At 51.7% G+C, this 16,709-nt stretch carries 13 protein-coding genes and 2 tRNA genes; 2 read left to right on the top strand and 13 right to left on the bottom strand.

All coding sequences use genetic code 11. The annotated features are described in order from the left end of the window. Positions 1 to 40 precede the first annotated feature (40 nt). Complete coding sequence (locus ACLIKD_RS02510) at positions 41 to 253, top strand: hypothetical protein (RefSeq protein ID WP_226418713.1); 213 nt, start codon at positions 41 to 43, stop codon at positions 251 to 253. Between the two features lie 42 nt (positions 254 to 295). Here the strand turns inward: ACLIKD_RS02510 and ACLIKD_RS02505 are convergent. The 5 genes from ACLIKD_RS02505 to ACLIKD_RS02485 form a co-directional block, all read right to left on the bottom strand. Further along, positions 296 to 371: transfer RNA gene (locus tag ACLIKD_RS02505), tRNA-Gly, on the bottom strand. 20 nt (positions 372 to 391) lie between these two features. Beyond that, positions 392 to 467, bottom strand: a tRNA-Asn gene (locus ACLIKD_RS02500). A 414-nt stretch (positions 468 to 881) separates the two neighbouring features. Beyond that, on the bottom strand, positions 882 to 1,292 hold the full coding sequence (locus ACLIKD_RS02495; protein ID WP_428827037.1) for a Rieske (2Fe-2S) protein: 411 nt from the start codon (positions 1,290 to 1,292) through the stop codon (positions 882 to 884). A gap of 71 nt (positions 1,293 to 1,363) precedes the next feature. Further along, positions 1,364 to 2,362 carry a patatin-like phospholipase family protein gene (locus tag ACLIKD_RS02490; RefSeq protein ID WP_428827036.1) on the bottom strand — a complete coding sequence of 333 codons (999 nt, stop codon included), beginning with the start codon at positions 2,360 to 2,362 and terminating at the stop codon, positions 1,364 to 1,366. A 112-nt stretch (positions 2,363 to 2,474) separates the two neighbouring features. Further along, positions 2,475 to 2,675: a hypothetical protein gene (locus ACLIKD_RS02485; RefSeq protein ID WP_428827035.1), complete on the bottom strand. Its 201-nt coding sequence runs from the start codon at positions 2,673 to 2,675 to the stop codon at positions 2,475 to 2,477. Positions 2,676 to 3,158: 483 nt separating this feature from the next. Here ACLIKD_RS02485 and ACLIKD_RS02480 point away from each other — a divergent pair, with 483 nt between their 5' ends. Continuing rightward, a complete protein-coding gene (locus tag ACLIKD_RS02480) occupies positions 3,159 to 4,523 on the top strand; it encodes a tyrosine-type recombinase/integrase (RefSeq protein WP_428827034.1) in 1,365 nt (454 codons plus the stop codon). 182 nt (positions 4,524 to 4,705) lie between these two features. Here ACLIKD_RS02480 and ACLIKD_RS02475 read toward each other — a convergent pair whose 3' ends face one another. From ACLIKD_RS02475 to ACLIKD_RS02440, 8 genes are all read right to left on the bottom strand, one after another. After that, positions 4,706 to 6,190, bottom strand: a complete 1,485-nt coding sequence (locus ACLIKD_RS02475; protein WP_428827033.1) for a YfjI family protein — start codon at positions 6,188 to 6,190, stop codon at positions 4,706 to 4,708. 385 nt (positions 6,191 to 6,575) lie between these two features. Then, the gene (locus ACLIKD_RS02470; RefSeq protein ID WP_428827032.1) at positions 6,576 to 7,427 is read right to left on the bottom strand and encodes a hypothetical protein; all 852 of its coding nucleotides are present in this window, start codon (positions 7,425 to 7,427) and stop codon (positions 6,576 to 6,578) included. Between the two features lie 425 nt (positions 7,428 to 7,852). Next, on the bottom strand, positions 7,853 to 8,134 hold the full coding sequence (locus tag ACLIKD_RS02465; RefSeq protein ID WP_428827031.1) for a type II toxin-antitoxin system RelE family toxin: 282 nt from the start codon (positions 8,132 to 8,134) through the stop codon (positions 7,853 to 7,855). After that, positions 8,124 to 8,372, bottom strand: a complete 249-nt coding sequence (locus ACLIKD_RS02460) for a type II toxin-antitoxin system Phd/YefM family antitoxin (RefSeq protein WP_153132376.1) — start codon at positions 8,370 to 8,372, stop codon at positions 8,124 to 8,126. Before ACLIKD_RS02460 ends, ACLIKD_RS02465 begins: the two co-directional genes overlap by 11 nt. Before the next feature lie 156 nt (positions 8,373 to 8,528). Continuing rightward, positions 8,529 to 9,245, bottom strand: coding sequence for a MobA/MobL family protein (locus tag ACLIKD_RS02455; RefSeq protein WP_428827030.1), 717 nt, complete (start codon positions 9,243 to 9,245; stop codon positions 8,529 to 8,531). Between the two features lie 494 nt (positions 9,246 to 9,739). Next, entirely contained in the window at positions 9,740 to 10,021 is a 282-nt protein-coding gene (locus ACLIKD_RS02450) for an H-NS family nucleoid-associated regulatory protein (protein ID WP_428827029.1), read from the bottom strand. Positions 10,022 to 10,176: 155 nt separating this feature from the next. Continuing rightward, a complete protein-coding gene (locus ACLIKD_RS02445) occupies positions 10,177 to 11,607 on the bottom strand; it encodes a hypothetical protein (RefSeq protein ID WP_428827028.1) in 1,431 nt (476 codons plus the stop codon). A gap of 10 nt (positions 11,608 to 11,617) precedes the next feature. After that, positions 11,618 to 16,573: an AAA domain-containing protein gene (locus ACLIKD_RS02440; RefSeq protein ID WP_428827027.1), complete on the bottom strand. Its 4,956-nt coding sequence runs from the start codon at positions 16,571 to 16,573 to the stop codon at positions 11,618 to 11,620. Positions 16,574 to 16,709 lie beyond the last annotated feature (136 nt).

Genomic DNA, 16,709 nt, shown 5'->3' with positions numbered 1-16,709 from the left:
GCTTTAAACTACCAACTCGTATCGATGGCAAAGGCTGAAGATGTATCGGGTAGTAATAAAGCGCTTTGATCGTCGCGACACCCGGATTGTCGAAAAAGGCCCGTGGCATGTTTCGCGCGATGATGCGGAAAACTGGGCTGAAATACTCCGCGACTGCGGTTATCACACCGAGGTGGAAAGCCAGCACATGAAGGGGTCGGCCGGCGAAGACGATGGCAGCGAGCTGCGCAATGCGCTGGCAGGAATGGCGTAGTAACGCGAAGGATTCGTGCCGGGCGGCACGTCATCTGAAAACTGGAGCGGCAGAAGAGTCTCGAACTCTCGACCTCAACCTTGGCAAGGTTGCGCTCTACCAACTGAGCTACTGCCGCCCTTTCAGAACATTTATATCTGGCTCCCCGACCTGGGCTCGAACCAGGGACCTACGGATTAACAGTCCGGCGCTCTACCAACTGAGCTATCGAGGAACAGGGCGCGCATTATAAATGCCAGAACGGCCTTGGCAATAGCCCCAGGCACCAAAACATGAATTATTTTTGCCCTGACTGTCGAGAGGCCATACACGAACTGATCTTGGCTCCCGAGTAGCTGGCTTTCTTGCTTCGGACGACCCGCTTCGATACGTCGATCGTCATTTCCGGCATTCAAGGCTTTCCCGAAGTCCGAAAAGGAGAAAGCCTCGTACCGGGGGGATACGAGGCTTTCAAGACGGCCCATTCAGGGAGGGGGAGAGGTAGGCCGCCTAGGCTGTTGGGGTTCAGCGCATGGACTAAAGATACCGGTACGCTGCCAAGCGCTCAAGTAACGGATTGCAACAGTGTGTACCGCTATGTAGATCGGCCGCAGCGAAGGCGGGCATTTGCCGCCCTGGCGATAAAAGCTCATGCTGCCACGATGATCTGACCTGCGGCATCGATCGCGACCGGAACGGCAATCAGCGCCTCCCCCTTGCATTCGCCTTCCAGACAATGGCCATCGCTCCAGCGATAGCGGGCGTAATGGACGTTGCAACTGATGCTGACCTCGGGGGTGAAGATCAGGTGCTCAGGCTTTTCCGAGAGCGGGACACCAAAGTGCGCGCATCGATTGACGTAGGCCTTGATGCCGCTGGCGCTTCGGAGAATGACCAGGCGAAAAGGGGCTTGGCGGGCATCCCCTTCTTTATCGGATTCCGCTTCGATGACAAGCATCTTGACGCCCACCTCGGGGACATCATCGAGCGCGCACAAGCGCGTTCCCGTCGCCGGGGCGTTGGGTAATTCAAACCACGGCACGCGAATCGAGTCGTTCATTGGCGAAATCCATTTTCGATATCAACGGGCTGCTTGACGGAAATATTTCAAGGACCAAAACCATTCGACCATCAGGCCATCTCGCCAATGGCCTTCCGGTGTGACGCCAGGGCCAGTTTTTCCTGCGCCTTGCGGTAGCCAAGCCCGATGATTTCCTCGGCACGGCCGAATTCGAGAAAACGGATATGGCCGAGCGGCGGCTGGATCAGGATATCCGGCCGATCGAGTTCGAGGCGGGTTTGCGTGATGCGGGTTTCCATGATGTTGATCGAGGCCAGCAGCACTTCGAAGATGCTCGGCAGCGTTTCCTCGTTCGATGCCCAGCGCGCGAACTGCGCGGCGCCCGGCGCATCCAGCGCCAGCAGCCGGCCCTTGAGATCCTGCATCGACTGGCGGTAGCCGTCCACCCAGCGCGAGAACATGCCGACCGCACCTTGATCGGAGCCATTCGGCACGTTGAGTAGCGGCTTCAGGTTTTTGCCGGCAACGATCTCGTGGTTCAGATCGACCGCGATCACGATGTCGGCGCCCATGGCCCGAGCAACGCTAACCGGCACCGGGTTGGTCAGGCCACCGTCGACCAGCACCCGACCATTGCTGCGCACCGGCGTAAAGATACCGGGCACCGAAATACTGGCGCGTACCGCTTCGATGACATCGCCGCTGCGGATGACGACCTCTTCACCGCTGACGATATCCGTCGCCACCGCGGCAAAGGACTTGCCCAGCGCCTCAATGGTGTCGGCGTGGATATGGGCACGCACCAGTTCGCTGACTTTGGCGCCATCGAGCAGGCCGGACTTGGGCAGAATGACGTCAAAGAAGGAAAGCGTCTTTTTCCAGTCGAAAGTCTTTAAGGTGGCCTCCAGCTCATCCAACTTACCCGCCGCGTAGATCGCGCCGATCAGCGCCCCCATGCTGCTGCCGACAACGAAGTCCACTTCAATGCCGGCCGCTTCGACAGCCCGGATGACGCCGAGATGCGCGAGTCCGCGGGCCGAGCCGCTGCCGAGCACGAGACCGACTTTTGGCCGACGATCCGGATTGCTGTCGCCTACCTTCCGTTTCATTCCATTTACTCCCGATCAGCCCAGTTGCTTTTCCAGATCGACAGCACGCCGACCACCGCGCCGCTAAAGCCGAGCAGGCCCAATCCCGGCAGTCCGAGCAGCCAAGCGCATATCAGGCGAACAGGTCTGGCTGCGGCTCTTTCAGGCTATCGCCCTTGACGGTAAGGCGAACGACAATGCCCTTGCGACCAATCGCCTCGACTACGAAGCGACCGCCGACCGCTTCGGCGACAACCAGCATGTTGCGCCGCGAGCTACCAGTCCTGCCGATATAGGCTGCGATGTTGCCGGGGGTTGGGATCCAGGTAGGCATGGTGAGCGGAATAATAAAGTGCCAGCGATCAGGCTTCAATAGAAAGCGTTACCCGGAACCCGGGGCAAAAAACCGGGCGCCTGTGTAAATAGCATTTTCTGCCACCGCGCCCCCGGTTATCATCACGGACCGACTCGGATTCACGCATTGGAGCATTGATGGCGACGGGAGCAACAGCGCAGCAACGAAACCCGGAAAACAAAAAAGCCACTCCGGAGAATGGCCTGACTCATTGTTTTACTGGTGCCCCCGAACGGAATCGAACCGCTACCTGATGATTACAAATCATCAAACACAGACGATTATCAGCATTGATACAGATTGACTCCAGTAGCAAAAAAAGCATTAATACATTGTAAATACGTGAATTTTTGTAATCAACAGGTTGCCTTATGTTGAGCTACGTTGATACACTCGGGAGCAATGGGGGAGCAACGGATTTAAAGCACTATTCCATTGCTCCCGCCCCCAAGGAGTATCGTCATGGCTCGCAATACAGAACGACTGCACCTAACGCTTGAACGCATCCGCAAACTGCAACCGCCATCTGGAAATCAAGCGACCTATGCCTTTGACGACGACCCGAAGCAGCTATGCGTTCGCATTACCCCTGCCGGAGCAAAGTCGTTCGTCTATGCTGGGAAACTGAGCGGCACACCGCTCCGCATCACCATCGGATCAACTAACGTATGGAACTTGGACGACGCACGTGAAGAAGCGCGCCGACTGCAAACGCTGATCGACAAGGGAATCGACCCAAGAGAACTTGAGCGAGAGAAGGCAGCAGCCAAAGCTGCTGAAATCGCTGCCAAGGAAGCTGAGCAAGCAGCGACAGATGGGAAGAAGCAATACACCCTAAAGGCCCTTTGCTGCGCCTACTGTGACCACCTGAAAGCCAAGGGCAAGACAGATAGCGCTCGGCAAGCCCGTTCAATCTTGAATGTGCATGTATTCGAGGCGTTCCCTGACATCGCCACCCTACCCGCCTCAGAGATAGATTCAGATCACGCGGCCACAATGATTCGGAAAGTGATTGAGCAAGGCAAGGAGCGAACAGCAGGGGTACTTCGAAGCTATCTATCAGCCGCATTCAACGCGGCCAGAAAAGCCCGTTTCGACGCCAAGCTGCCATCCGAACTGATCGCCTATGGCGTAAAGGACAATCCCGCTGAAATCATCGCCACTATCGCCGTGCAACGAGGCAACCGTACGCTGAATGCCGAGGAACTGAAAACCTACCTTGCTGCCCTATCTGACACGAACCTATCTGACCAAGCATTAAAGCTAGCCCTGTTCTCTGGCGGGCAAAGAATGGCGCAATTACTACGCGCTAAGGCAAGCGACTACGATCAGGAAACACAAACGCTTCGCTTATGGGATAGCAAGGGAAGGCGCACCACCCCTCGTGAACATCTATTGCCACTGGCACCGAAGGCCGCCGCCATTGTGGAGAAATTGATAGAGCGCGCCCATAGCCTGGAAGCGGCCAGAACCAAGAAGGAAGACAGAGAAGCTGTGCACAGCAAACTTTGGCTATTCTCATCATCCGGGAAGACACAACTGGTCGATACAACACCAGGTAAACGTGCAGCCGAAATCTGCAAAACCATGAAGGGTGAAGCATTCGACCTGCGTGATATTCGTCGGACTTGTGAAACGATGCTGGCTGGTTTGAAAATTAACAAGGATACCCGCGGCCAACTTCTGAGCCATGGCCTTTCTGGGGTACAGGCAGCCCACTATGACCGATGGGAATACATAGCAGAAAAGCGTGCCGCCTTGGCAGCCTGGGAACAGCGCTTAGACGCAATAGCCAATGGAAAAAAGCCTTCAACCCGAAGAAAATGAAGCACGAAACGTAAAGTATCGTGCAATTGAGCAAATCAGAAACGGCGCCAAGACACTGGAAAGAACAAAACCAAAACATCACAGTTGTTCAAACGTAGATAAGCTACGGCCATCGCAGGGGAGCGCAATGGCCGTAATATTTGTTAGCACAGGGCTCAGCAGACAAGCCCCACTATCAAGATTCAAGACGCAAATAGATTTGGCGTAACAGGCTTCGCTTGCGCGACCATCGGCATCATGGGCGCAGTCGAGGTGACCTGAACAATCTGAATCCAGCGAACTTTCCCGACGTAGTAGAACCGGACTACGCCCCAGTTCGCCAAGACTTGGAGTGCTGCCGCGAAGCGCTGGTTCCGCAGGCGATTCGGCGCATACTGACGGAGATCGTTCTGGCGGAACTGCCAGCAATTTTGGCGCATTGCCATTTCGAACAAGAAATTGCGAAGCAACTCGGCGTCCTGCTGCCAGCCGGGAACAATATTCACCTCGCCAAAAACGCGCTTGAAACCTCCGAGGTACCAATCGCTGACCGCACATGCCTGCTTCACTGTCGCACTGGGTATTTCGTTTAACTCGGAGTCATTGCAGAGATGGAACAGGCCTGCCAACCGCGCCATGTTGTCGGCGATTTTCGATGCCGCATCACGGACATCGGACAGCAATGCATTCGGTTGCAAGTGCATCTCGATTGAATTGGTGTACTCCCGTGCGCACTCCTTGGCCGAGTAGTCGAATTGGAGCAGGCGCTTCGCGGCGTTCGGATCATGCTGGGCCCCGAAGCCCACTTCTAGCAGTTCGCGAATCCTGGTGTGGAACCTTGCCAGCCCTTCGGTCTGAATCTCGGAGGCGCTGTACTCGAAACGCTGGCCCTGTGTCGAGGTCGGCTGGGATACCAAGCACCTTGCCATAAATCCGCTATTGCGTGCCTGGGCACCTTTGTTCTCCGAGAACTGTTTCAGCGGACCTTCTTGAATCATAACGGATAGCGTGAGGCTCGGGTCCTTGACCACCAAGGGTGCTTGACTCTTCCGATCGACCGACAGGCTCCCGGATTCCCATATGATGTTGAAAAGTCCCAAATTGTTAAACGTCCGGGCACTGCATAACGCACCACCTTCGCTGGAGAAGACGCTGATTGTCGGCTGGACGCTGAGGCGCTGGATCAAGGCATCGGGCGTAATATCCCGAAGGATGAGCGAGCGACGTACGGGCTCCACCGGCTGGCGCTCAAGCAGGTCCATCAAGCGCCGCCTCTGCATCTCGCAGTCTGAGCCCGCCGCGATGGCGCGTTTCAATGCGACCTTCGCCCCATTGCGCTCAGTCGCCCAGATAGTCATCGCCGCTTGGTATTCTGCGAACGCTTCCCGCCAGCGCGCCAGCAATTGTTCGTCGAACTCCAGCAGCGGAAGGATCGCCAAGTTGTCAGATGACGTCTTGCGTTCGCCAGACTCTGCAATGATGAGAAGGTACAGCGCCAAGCCGGTAACAATGCCATTGAAGCGCTTCACACGATGGCGTCCCGAAACAACCAGGCTCAAGGCAGCCAAGACCGAGGCCACGGCAATCGGGATCGGTGCCTTGATCACCTCATGCAAGTCGAGTACCGCATCACGGAGCAACGGCGGCAAGGCATCAATCGGAAAATTGTCTGGATTGTAAATAGCCATGGCTTAACCCCCTAACGGCCAACGGAGACGGCCACTGGGCAGTTTTTCGGGAACAACCCCGAAGTAACTGCCCGTCAGGCACAAACGTTTGCGAACGGACTGGGCGCGAACCAATTGGCTGGAAGCAAATTGCTCTGTCGTTCCATAAACGACACTCGGCGTGGAGTGACTGGTATTGCGGCGAAGCATGTGAATCTCCTCGGAAAGTTAAAAAGCACGCCAATGCATCAAGCAACACCGGAAGCGTGCTGCTTACCGATGACTTCTGCGCATTCGCGTGCCAAAACCATAATTTCCGTAACGTTCCAGGCAGCCCTCTACGGATTTGAGATCCCGTGCCAGTCAGCGTTTTCAGAGATTTATTGAAGCAATCTACGGATATTGCCTACGGATTTTCGTCATACCATCTCCACTTCTCTTCCTCTTCCCGCCATGCATCCAGCCAAGGCTGCAGTAGGTCCTGATACCGAAACACTTTACCGAAGTCATCAAGGTCGCCTACGTCATGCCCGAGAGCAGCCACGGCAAGTCGGATCGGGCGCCAGCGCGCGGAACCTTTGGGTCCCTTCCTCCCAGGTTGAGCCCGAGCGCCATCGACTTTCGCCCAATCGCCCCGTGTAATATTCTCCGCCCATTGCTCCGCAGTCCATTCACCAATGCCTTGGAACGCTAGGCTTATTTCGGAGGTGGTTAACGAACCAATACTATCGGGCGACGGCTTGTCGGCTTTAGTCAACAAGGCTTCACTGGATATTATTTCTACGGGATCGATATCCCCCTGTTCATCCGATTCAGGAAAATTTACCGTGATTCGTGCTTTGATAGGACGCCCCAAATAATTCAGAGGGGGAACAGGATTCTCCTTGAACCATCCGAGAAAGTATTCGGGAGAAATGGGCTTATCAGAGTCGTGGGCTTCGCACCATTGTTCAAACACATACTTGGCATGACGCACTCGGACGGCAGGTATATTAGCCACATGGCGCATAACGGAAAATAAATCGCCGTCCAATCGACTGCCGCCATCATCCATATTAATTCCAGAAACCAGCAACGCGCCCTCTATCGGTCGCCAGTGAAAGTTTCCCATTTTTTCCATGGGAATATCTCCGGAAAACTGCTGAAACATAAACATGTTTTCTTTAGGAATCTGATAGCCAGGGTTTGGGTTGCTTGAATCTTTTGGTTCATCCAGAGTCACGGGGGTGTCTGGCAAAGGGGGTATTTTTTTGTTCACTTTAGGCTCCCGTAGTTCCAAACCGAGGTCGGCACTACTCGCTTGACCGAGCCAGTACCTTCTCACAGGCCCCACGATCAAACAACAGGAATCCTGCTATACCTGCTACGAATAGCAGGTATAGCAGGATTTTCTCCATTTACATGAGTAGATTTGCCGCATTGCGCAGTGGTTCTGAGAAGGGCGTCAGCCACCCTGGTTACCGGTCATATCTATGCTCAAAACCAAGACAGTGAATTTCAAGGTTACGTTGAGCGTCAAAATTCCAGAGCATGGTAGTACCAGCGCTCAGATTATTCACTGGTCACTATTCTGTACGTTCCATCCTTGCCACGAGCATCCCGCTCATTGAGGAATGAGGGGCTGACAACAACACCCAGCCGGACCTAGTCCGGCTTTTTCTTTGGCTCGGAATTCGTGTCGAGTCAACGCCCCTCGGCAGCCCTATAGACCGCATTCTTGTCGCGCTTACCTATGGCTACGACCAGCACGACCAATCGGCCATCCTGAACTTCGTAGACGAGCCGGTAGCCGATACTGCGCAACTTGATTTTGTAGCGGTCGGGGTGCCCCGAAAGCTTGGCGGATGGCAGTCGCGGCTCAACTAAGCGTTCCGCCAGCTTCTTCTTAAACTGAGCCTTGATTGAGCCATCCAGCCGGTGCCATTCGGCCAAGGCCTCTTCAAGAAACTCCAGCTCATAGCTCATCGAGCTTGACCCTCACTCGCTTCTGGCCTGCGCGAGCATCCGCAACAGCATTCAATTCCAAATCCTCCAGGCGATCCATCATGCTCTCGAATGCGCGAGCCGGAACACAATAGAATGCTGGCTCGTTCCTATTCAGGATCGCCACAGGGAAGCCCTCTCCAGCTGCAACGGTGCCCATGGGGTTGCGTTTTAGCTCGGAAATACTTGCTGCCGTTTCAGACAATATTTGGTGGGCCATAATCGCCTCCTGTTTTCATTAGCACCAATGGTAGCACTTTTAACAATACCATTCCGTGTGCTTTGAGTAGCATCACATACAGCTGGTTCCACACAACTACCCGAAGAGTTTTTTCCGGAGAACACTCTAGCGATCAAGGCAGATGTCGTCAGGCACTTAAGCAGAACGACGCTTGCTTTGATACCCCGACCGCTCCTCTGGCGTCATCTTCTTAATGCCGACATGCCCCAGATGACGTTCTGCCGTTGCCTGAATGCCGCGATCCTTATTGCTTCGGTGATCGACGCTCGCTGGATGGCCATTGGCTTCGAGAAACTCATTTTGGAGATTGGCCCACCTTTCGCGCCTGGAGATCAGTTCATTCTTCAGTTCTTCAGGCGCTTTACCGCCACTGTCTTTCTTACAGCCACCCCGCTCTGGATTCGTCGGGTTGTGCCGTTTGAAATACTGACTTGGGGTTCGCTCGATGCCATCGGGTTTGCGATCGGAAAACATGATGTGAGCGTGTGGTTGTTTCACCCCACCCAGCGCAGCGATAGGCTCGTGTATGGCTAACTGATAGGGTTTCCCAGGGAGTTCAGCATTTACAAACGCCTGAAGAAGCGCGACCTGTTGGTCCGGGGCGAGCTCCGCCGGCAACGCAACTTCCAGTTCTCTATAGGCAGCCCCATTTTTCCGCTCGTTTTGATCGGCCATTTTCCACAACAACGACGGATTTCCATATGCCCAATCAGGTAGGTTGCCGTGCTCAGTGGCAATTAAATCTTCTTTCTTGTCAGCACGTCCATGCTTCCCTTCACGGGCAATATAAGCCGCATGTTTAGCAGCCTTGCCACGCTTGCCGCTCTTAATGCTTAAATGATAACTAGCCATGATATTTACTCTACATATAAAGTTAATTTGAAATTGCGTTGAACAAGCGCAATCATCGATTTGTTGTAGAGGGAAATGGCTAGACTTCAGGCAGACATTGAGTGTTCTTTTATTCAAAAAATTAGAAAGGGTAAGTGCGCCTCCCTTATTATCTATGTCTTCTTAGCTCAGTGAAGGTAACTAGCTAATCATCTCTACATACCATAGAGTGTATGTAAGAAAATACTTTATCCAACAGAACAACGATCATGCAATGAACAGCATGTCGTTAGTCGTCAATATCAGATACAACAGAGATGCTGATCACCAATCAGCATCTGTTTAATTGATCTATCAGCCTAAACAAATTTCGACAATTGAAGCCGATTAATCATAGACAGCCTAGCTCTAATGGGTGAGCATTATGCTTATTAACAGACGTAAAAAATCCGCTTCTTGTTAAGGAAGCGGATTGTTGTCTTAGCTTATACGCCGGGTCTTTAAGACCCTGCGTCTCAGACTGCGAAGTCGTCTTTATTCTTGCCCTCTAGCCACTTTGGACTACGGCCACGTCCTGTCCATTCATTACCGCTAACTGGATCGCGATACTTTGCTTTTATAGGGGATGTCTTACGGGATTTCTTGGTAACACCTTGAAGGTCTTCGATGGTAATTCCATGTTGATCCATCAGCGCTTTGACCTGGGCAATGGCTGAGGTCAACTCTTCTTTCCGTGCCTTTTCAGCCTGGGCCTGTAGTTCTACGATCTGTGCTTGGATTTCTGCATACGTTGCCATGGATGATATCTCCCATAATGAATCTAACTGTAAGTATATCCATTGTGAAATTCTATTGCGCAAATTTCTTGTATCAGGCGGTTTAGGAGTTTTTTACAGATGAATCGAATGTATTGAAGAAAGAAACATCACTTAAAGGAATCCGCGCATCCTGATTATTCATTTCGCCCAAACCGCGAAATCGATCCGCAGTCGTTAGGACGGTCAAAACTTGAACTGCCTTGCACATACGACTTTACAAGGTTCCCAATCGCCGAAACGACCTCTTTGTCTGCACTTATGAATCCGAGAGGAAGTGTGACCGGGTAGGTATCGGGAAGGGACATATGATAAACGACAGCCACAAACTCACCATCGAAGTGCAGAATCTCGACATTTCCTCCAAGGAAACCCTCAATGACGCCGTGAGCCTTGTCGGTATAAGGGTCGAGTTCCTTTTTCCATTGCCTGGCAGCCTTATGGTCATCTGCTCCGGAGACAGGCAAATAGATGGTCGGCGAGTAGAGTTTTTTGTCCTTGGTGCTCGCCTTGTCCAGAAAGTCGCTAAGGGACACGAGCAGTCGGTTGCTCCTGCACCAATACGGGTCGCTAGGGGCTAGCCAAAGGAAAGAGTCCTGCCCCACGTCCGCTTTGCTTTCTCTCCGTGTTTTGATTACAGGAGCCAATTGCATAAGCAGCAAATCCCAATTTGCCGAGGAATAAATCGGGCCTAAAAACGTGGTTCTTTTCTTCTGGCTGTTTGCTTCCAGCTTGGCAAGGTCGTCAAGGAATGCTGGATTGACCGAACTGCTCTTCGAGTCAAACAGCTTTAACGTATCTCCATCACCGATATCGAGCATCGCTCTCGCAATATCGACGAAGTTGCTCGGTCTAGCCAAGTGATCAAGCTCCACCGAAATTCGTTCATGAACATAGTCGGAACTTGTAAGCATCTCGAAGTCTTCACGCTCGACACTCCTGCCTTCCGAATCAACCAGAAACTTCACGGAGAGCCTGAATGGCATCTGCCTAATTTTGTTGACCGAATTCACGGTATAGACAGTTGGTGAGTCTTTCTCATCCTGCACCAGCGACTTTGAAAGAAATCCTTTGTTCATAATTTCATGAAACTGACGCTGGAAATATTTCTCGACCAGTATCTCGCTCTTTGAAGCGCTCTCGTCATCAACCTTTATGGATATACCCGCTTTCCATTTGTCTGAGGGTATGTCCTTACCAAGGCAAGAGAAGGTCGCCAAGTCGAATGATAGGCAAGCCCCGCTATCCCGAAGAAGTGATAGACGGGGAACCTCTCCGATTTCGCTGAAGTACCCGCTGGACTTTTCCGTAAGCATCAGTCGACCGCTTTCTGATAGCGTCAATTCACCGCGCTCAACAAGATCAGCGATAGCTTCTTCGGTCTCCTTGCGAGTGAATCCAAAGAAGGTGGCAATCTGCGACTTTGACATCGGTGCCAGATGGACGAGACGAAGAACAAACTCACGAACGAAAGGTAGACCTTTCTGGGTGATATACGAGAAGTTGATATTGAAGCGTTGCGCCGGCAACAGGAAATCAATCTCGTGATAAGTCGTAGTGTTTTCCAATATAGCCACCTTAACGATTCTTCTGCGCAGACATGAACTTGTAACCGGCGTTCTCGCCCATATCGTTCATGTAGGAAACCACTTGACCGAGAGGCTTGTCCTTGTTGTGCTTGCTCCACATGTCCGCGTTTCCGATTATCAGCAACCTGTCCATTGCGCGGGACATCGCAACGTTTATTCGATTTGGTGTTCGCAAAAAGCCCGGACTCCACGACTTATCGGAACGGGTAAGGCTCAGAATGATGATTCTGTTTTCTTTGCCTTGGTAACTATCGACAGTGTCGATCTTAACCAACTCCTTAAAGCCTTCGTTCCAAATCTCCTGATTGAACTTCTGCCGTATCAAGCGCTTTTGCTCTGCATACATACAGATAACCCCGATGAGCGCGTCATCCTTGTCCTTGAGTTCGGACAGGTCCGCAAGAAACCGACCACTCAATGAAATTTGTTTGAGGAGCTCAATGACCTGCTCTGCCTCGCTACGGTTGTAGATGCTGACCCCACGGTCACTCTGGTGATGAGCGCGATCTCCATGCGAGGATGTATCGAGCCAAGTGACAGGCGAACGAAGAGGTTTGGGCGCGTCTTGATAGATATCTGGAATCGTCCTAGGTCCGTTGTTCAGTTTTCCATCATAGAACGTCTTGGAAACCAGACTCCCGATAGGCGGTGCCATTCGGTATTGGGTGAGCAGCGTAGCGCTTGCTTGCTTTCCGTATTCGGAATTGAATGCGCGTGCAAAGTCGCTTCTCAGAACGACATCGAGTTCAGTGTGTTTATCGTTTATGCCCAAGCGTCGCGCAAGTGCCGCCTTATGAGCATCGGAGTAAAGCGGCGGCAACTGTAGATGATCCCCGACCAGCAGAACACGCTTCGCTGACTGCATCGCAATCGCCAGTTCGCTTGAAATGGAACGCGCCGCTTCGTCGATGATTACAAAGTCATAGATATTGTCATGAATCCCTATATGTCCCTGCCCAATTCCGACGCAGGTACCGGTTACCAATTGCCTCGAACGGGCATAGAACTCATCGCAATTCACTCTCTCAGCCGAAAGGGCATCTTGCATATCTCTGGATATCCTAGCCAAAGCCCTAACCCTTCTGGCTTCGTTCGGCCTGACGCCAAACTCACTGCTAAGCTTCGAAAGCAGGATGTTCTTCGCTTCAGAAATCTTATCCTCCTGTGACAGCGCAATACCGTATTCCGAGGAAAGCTTTGAGCGGATAGTCTCGTCCAACTCGACCACGATCGGTTTCAGGGATTTGATGTCTTCCTTGTCGGCGATTTCGTCGAAGCTTTTTAGCAACGATTCGAGATGATCAATCTGTTTGAAAAGCTTCAACTCCGCGTCGACCATTTTGGAGATGAATTCAGCTTCAAGTCCTAACGCATCAGAAAGAGCAGCTACACGATAGCGGTACTCCGCATTGAACAATTCACGCTTTTCGGCAGTGATGGCATGTGAATAGACGTCCTTGAGTCCATGCGAAACTGCACCTTCGCGGTTACTGAACCGGACAACTTCCAATGATGTTCCTAGCCTTGAGCAGTGTTTCCTAATTCGCTCTGCCGCAGTATTTACCGCTTCATGGGATTGGCTGACCAGAAGAATGCGTCTGATGTCGAGTTTCTCGATGAGAAAATGGACAAATGCGGCAATGAACTCCGTTTTTCCTGTCCCCGGCGGCCCTTGCAAAAGGGACAGCGGTCCGAAATTTAGTAGCTTGGTAAAAGCCTCGCGCTGTTGCTCATTAAGGCTAATCTTGTTTCCATGCTGGTCTTCGCGGTTGTACCTTGCAAAATCTTCCTCGGTAACCGTTCTGTTGTACGTTATTGCTTCCCTGTTGCATGCGGGGTCAAACAAGTCCAAAAGCTCCGGCAAGACGCCTTCCCTATCCAGCAGCCTTTCAAGTGCCACCTTCCGCTTACGGTAGGAAGCTCTGTCTTGTTTTGTCCGGAAGAAAACTATGTCTCCATCCTTGAGACCATAGGCTGACAAACGGACTTTGATGAGCCTAACCTCATTCAATGCAGACTTCTTAAGCGAAACCTCCCCGATGGCTTTCTCGGCTCCTTCCTGGTCAATCAAGAGTGCCTCGACTTCATCCGTGCGTGCGAATCCCCCAAGTGGGTCAACGTCAGCTTCGTAAGGAAGAATGAGTTCCGAATCAGCGTCCGATGGAGTCATTGCACCACCATTCAACTCGATATTGGGGCTTGACTCGGTTTCAGTGGCAAGAATCGCCCTCCAGAGAGCCTGTGTGGAAATTTCAACTGAGATTCCAGTATCCTGCTCACCGTCTAGAACGTCAGACCTTTCAAACACCTCTTTGAGTTGCTGACTCAACTCCGATTCGTCGATTTCAGGCTGTATGGCCTGAAGCATTTCGATTGCACGATGGAATGCATCGTCATCGCGAAGAAGCTCAGACAATTCGGAAAATTGTGCGGGGCGTCCAGGTTTGATTCGGATTGCTGTTCCAATTTCAAACTGGCTTTCCTCTGCTGCCTTGAAATGAACGTCAGAACGGACTCGCGGAGTCAGTCCCCCAACAAAGCACTGCTGCTCTTTATTGTAGAAAGCCGAAAATGTTCCTCCGATCCCAGCGAAGGTAATCATCAGAACGTTTTCGCCCTTTTTCGAGACCTCAACCTTGACGTAGAGATGTCCGTTATCGGGCAGAATCGTCAACTGCTCATCAATGTTGTTTAGGACAATCTCGACAAAATGCTGCTCCAGAACCTCTGGGGCAACGGCTAGAGCCTTTTTGAACCGCCCCAAATCCTTGAACCCAAACTCGATGTCATTCAATTCAGCTCGAATTACGTCCGCGATTCTCGGATAATCTTTGGACTCCTCACCCCATTCCATTCCAAGCAACTCACTGGACATCCTCAATACTGCGAAGATGTCTCGCTGAAAGGATGAGCTTCCATCAATGTTCTCTGGGCTGTATCGATGATTCTTGACTTCCGCCGTATTCTGCGAAAAGTCGGGGATGTCTATCAAGAAAACATTTCCATCCTCATTCCCGAGCATGACGTTACCCGGATGGAGGTCACCATGTGAAATTCCAAGTCCATGAAGGTGTTCGACAGCATTGGTCAGCTTCTCGATAACTTTGGCTTTGTCGGAGTCATTAATGACCGCAACAGCCCAGGTCGTACCGTCAACAACATCTGTCACTAGGTACATGCTGCTAGACCTAGCCGCGAGACCATACTCCAGAATGTGAGGCAGATAAGTTGGTTTGACTGCCGCCAGCTTGTCCAGGCGCTTCAAAAACGAGAGCACCCGGAAGTTACATACCGGATCATCCCCTTCGCTGCCAACGTTCAGCCATGCTTTAATGAGCCGTCCCTCTGACAAATAAACTTCTTTGTCATCGGCCAGAACCAGGAAATCACCCTCTTCTCGAAACTGCCGAGAATGATTTATCGGACGACGATATGCTTCCAATTCAGAGTCATCGAAAGTTGGTATTGTCTCTCCCTGCGGTTCTGCACGCTTCAACGAGTCAAAGAACGAAGACGCATCCTTGAATTTCGCGGTCACCGCATCAAGGAGAACACCTGCATACCATTCAATGCTTGATAGCATCTCACCCTGAATGTTTTCCAAGCTTTTGGGTGACATTCGTTGAGCTGTCAGTAGATGCCAAGCCACAAGTCCTAGTGCATGAACGTCCTGCTGAAATGGGGTCAACGACGAGCCATCCAGCATTTCCTTTACCTCGACAGCCCCAACGGACAGGCTATTTCGATAGTCACCGACCGTTCCTATTGGTTGATGGTATGCAGAGATGAAATTGGAAAGTGCTATCTCCTTGGAAGGTGACAACCAGAGGCTGTGATCGGCAATGTCGCGGTGTGCAATTTTGATCTCATGCAAATCACCGAACTTTGCAAGGAGTAGCTTCGTGACATTTAGCCTATCGGTATGGGTAAAGGACTGACCATATTTGCCTACGAATTCATTGAATCTCACGTGTCCAGGTGGAAGCTCATACACCTCGCTGCATTGGGACGTAACTTCGTCCTTTTCGAAACTCGTGAGAGAGCGGAGGCAGTGGTTATATAGATCCCGATTCTGGTGATTAATGAACTGCAAGACCTCTCGCTCACGCGAGACTATTTCAGCCCTTCCCTGAGGTGTGAAAGCCTTGTTGCCCTCAACTTTTTTGAAATCCCACACTCGCAGCAGCGCCTCGGTACCTTTCGAGATTTCCGAACTTGCCAAATACTCCTTATAGACATGCTTCGGATGCTCGAAAATTTCCTCAACTGCCGTGTAACCGCCAATTTTCAGCGCTTTTGGCGCCGTATTGCCGCTCAGAAACAATTCATCAAAAACGGGGAAGTCCTGATTCAGGACCTGAGCATCAGGATGAGGACGGAAGTATTCATTAAACTTAACCTTGCCCGAGAACTTGAGGAACTCCTTCAAGGAAATCGTGTGTTGAAGATCAACCTCTGGAAGCTGGCTAAAATCAGCATTCCCCGTCATGACGACAAAAAAATGGACTCGAGGGGGATATTTTTTGTTGGAAAATCGAGATGTAAGCTTCTTTAACTTATTTTCCAGCAAGAATTTCTTGTTTCTTGTAACGCTGACGGGCGAACGCCCCATGTTCTTACCGCCCTTGAACCAGACATCTCCGTTCGCAGTGACAGGTTCATGGTTCCAGTCTTTTAACTCGACAATGATGACGTTGCAGTGTGTGACGATTACCAAGTCAAACTCACCCTCCTTACCCTTGGAGTCGACGAATCGGAACCCTGCGTAACCTTTCCAGGGAAACATTCCGTTGCGTCCGAGCTTGTTTTGAAGCTGATCCCGTAGGGAGTTGCTTCTGCCTTGGGACTTGCCATCAGGCTGACTATCGGAGAATGCCGCCTTGATCTTCTTGATTGCCTCAATCTCTTGTTCTTGAAGACCGCCGTCCCAAATTTCGATGTCCAAAATGCTTCCTTTGTATTCTTACGCAGCGAGTCAGTCCGTCCGGACATTTTTCATGCCAAACAGTTGAGTCTACCGCAAGATTCCCCCCTCAGCGCACCGACCAATTGCTATAGGTGAATATGCTCAGCGAAGGAAG

Source organism: Azonexus sp. IMCC34842 (assembly GCF_050368855.1).
In the GTDB taxonomy this organism is placed as follows: Bacteria; Pseudomonadota; Gammaproteobacteria; order Burkholderiales; family Rhodocyclaceae; genus Azonexus; species Azonexus denitrificans_A.
This window is presented reverse-complemented; position numbering and strand designations above follow the sequence as displayed.

Excerpts from the sequence above, each read along its gene's own strand:
- ACLIKD_RS02480 (WP_428827034.1), top strand. The coding sequence starts at position 3,159 with ATGGCTCGCAATACAGAACGACTGCACCTAACGCTTGAACGCATCCGC.
- ACLIKD_RS02485 (WP_428827035.1), bottom strand. The coding sequence starts at position 2,675 with ATGCCTACCTGGATCCCAACCCCCGGCAACATCGCAGCCTATATCGGC.
- ACLIKD_RS02495 (WP_428827037.1), bottom strand. The coding sequence starts at position 1,292 with ATGAACGACTCGATTCGCGTGCCGTGGTTTGAATTACCCAACGCCCCG.
- ACLIKD_RS02460 (WP_153132376.1), bottom strand. The coding sequence starts at position 8,372 with ATGGCCCACCAAATATTGTCTGAAACGGCAGCAAGTATTTCCGAGCTA.
- ACLIKD_RS02475 (WP_428827033.1), bottom strand. The coding sequence starts at position 6,190 with ATGGCTATTTACAATCCAGACAATTTTCCGATTGATGCCTTGCCGCCG.
- ACLIKD_RS02490 (WP_428827036.1), bottom strand. The coding sequence starts at position 2,362 with ATGAAACGGAAGGTAGGCGACAGCAATCCGGATCGTCGGCCAAAAGTC.
- ACLIKD_RS02510 (WP_226418713.1), top strand. The coding sequence starts at position 41 with ATGTATCGGGTAGTAATAAAGCGCTTTGATCGTCGCGACACCCGGATT.
- ACLIKD_RS02465 (WP_428827031.1), bottom strand. The coding sequence starts at position 8,134 with ATGAGCTATGAGCTGGAGTTTCTTGAAGAGGCCTTGGCCGAATGGCAC.
- ACLIKD_RS02450 (WP_428827029.1), bottom strand. The coding sequence starts at position 10,021 with ATGGCAACGTATGCAGAAATCCAAGCACAGATCGTAGAACTACAGGCC.
- ACLIKD_RS02455 (WP_428827030.1), bottom strand. The coding sequence starts at position 9,245 with ATGGCTAGTTATCATTTAAGCATTAAGAGCGGCAAGCGTGGCAAGGCT.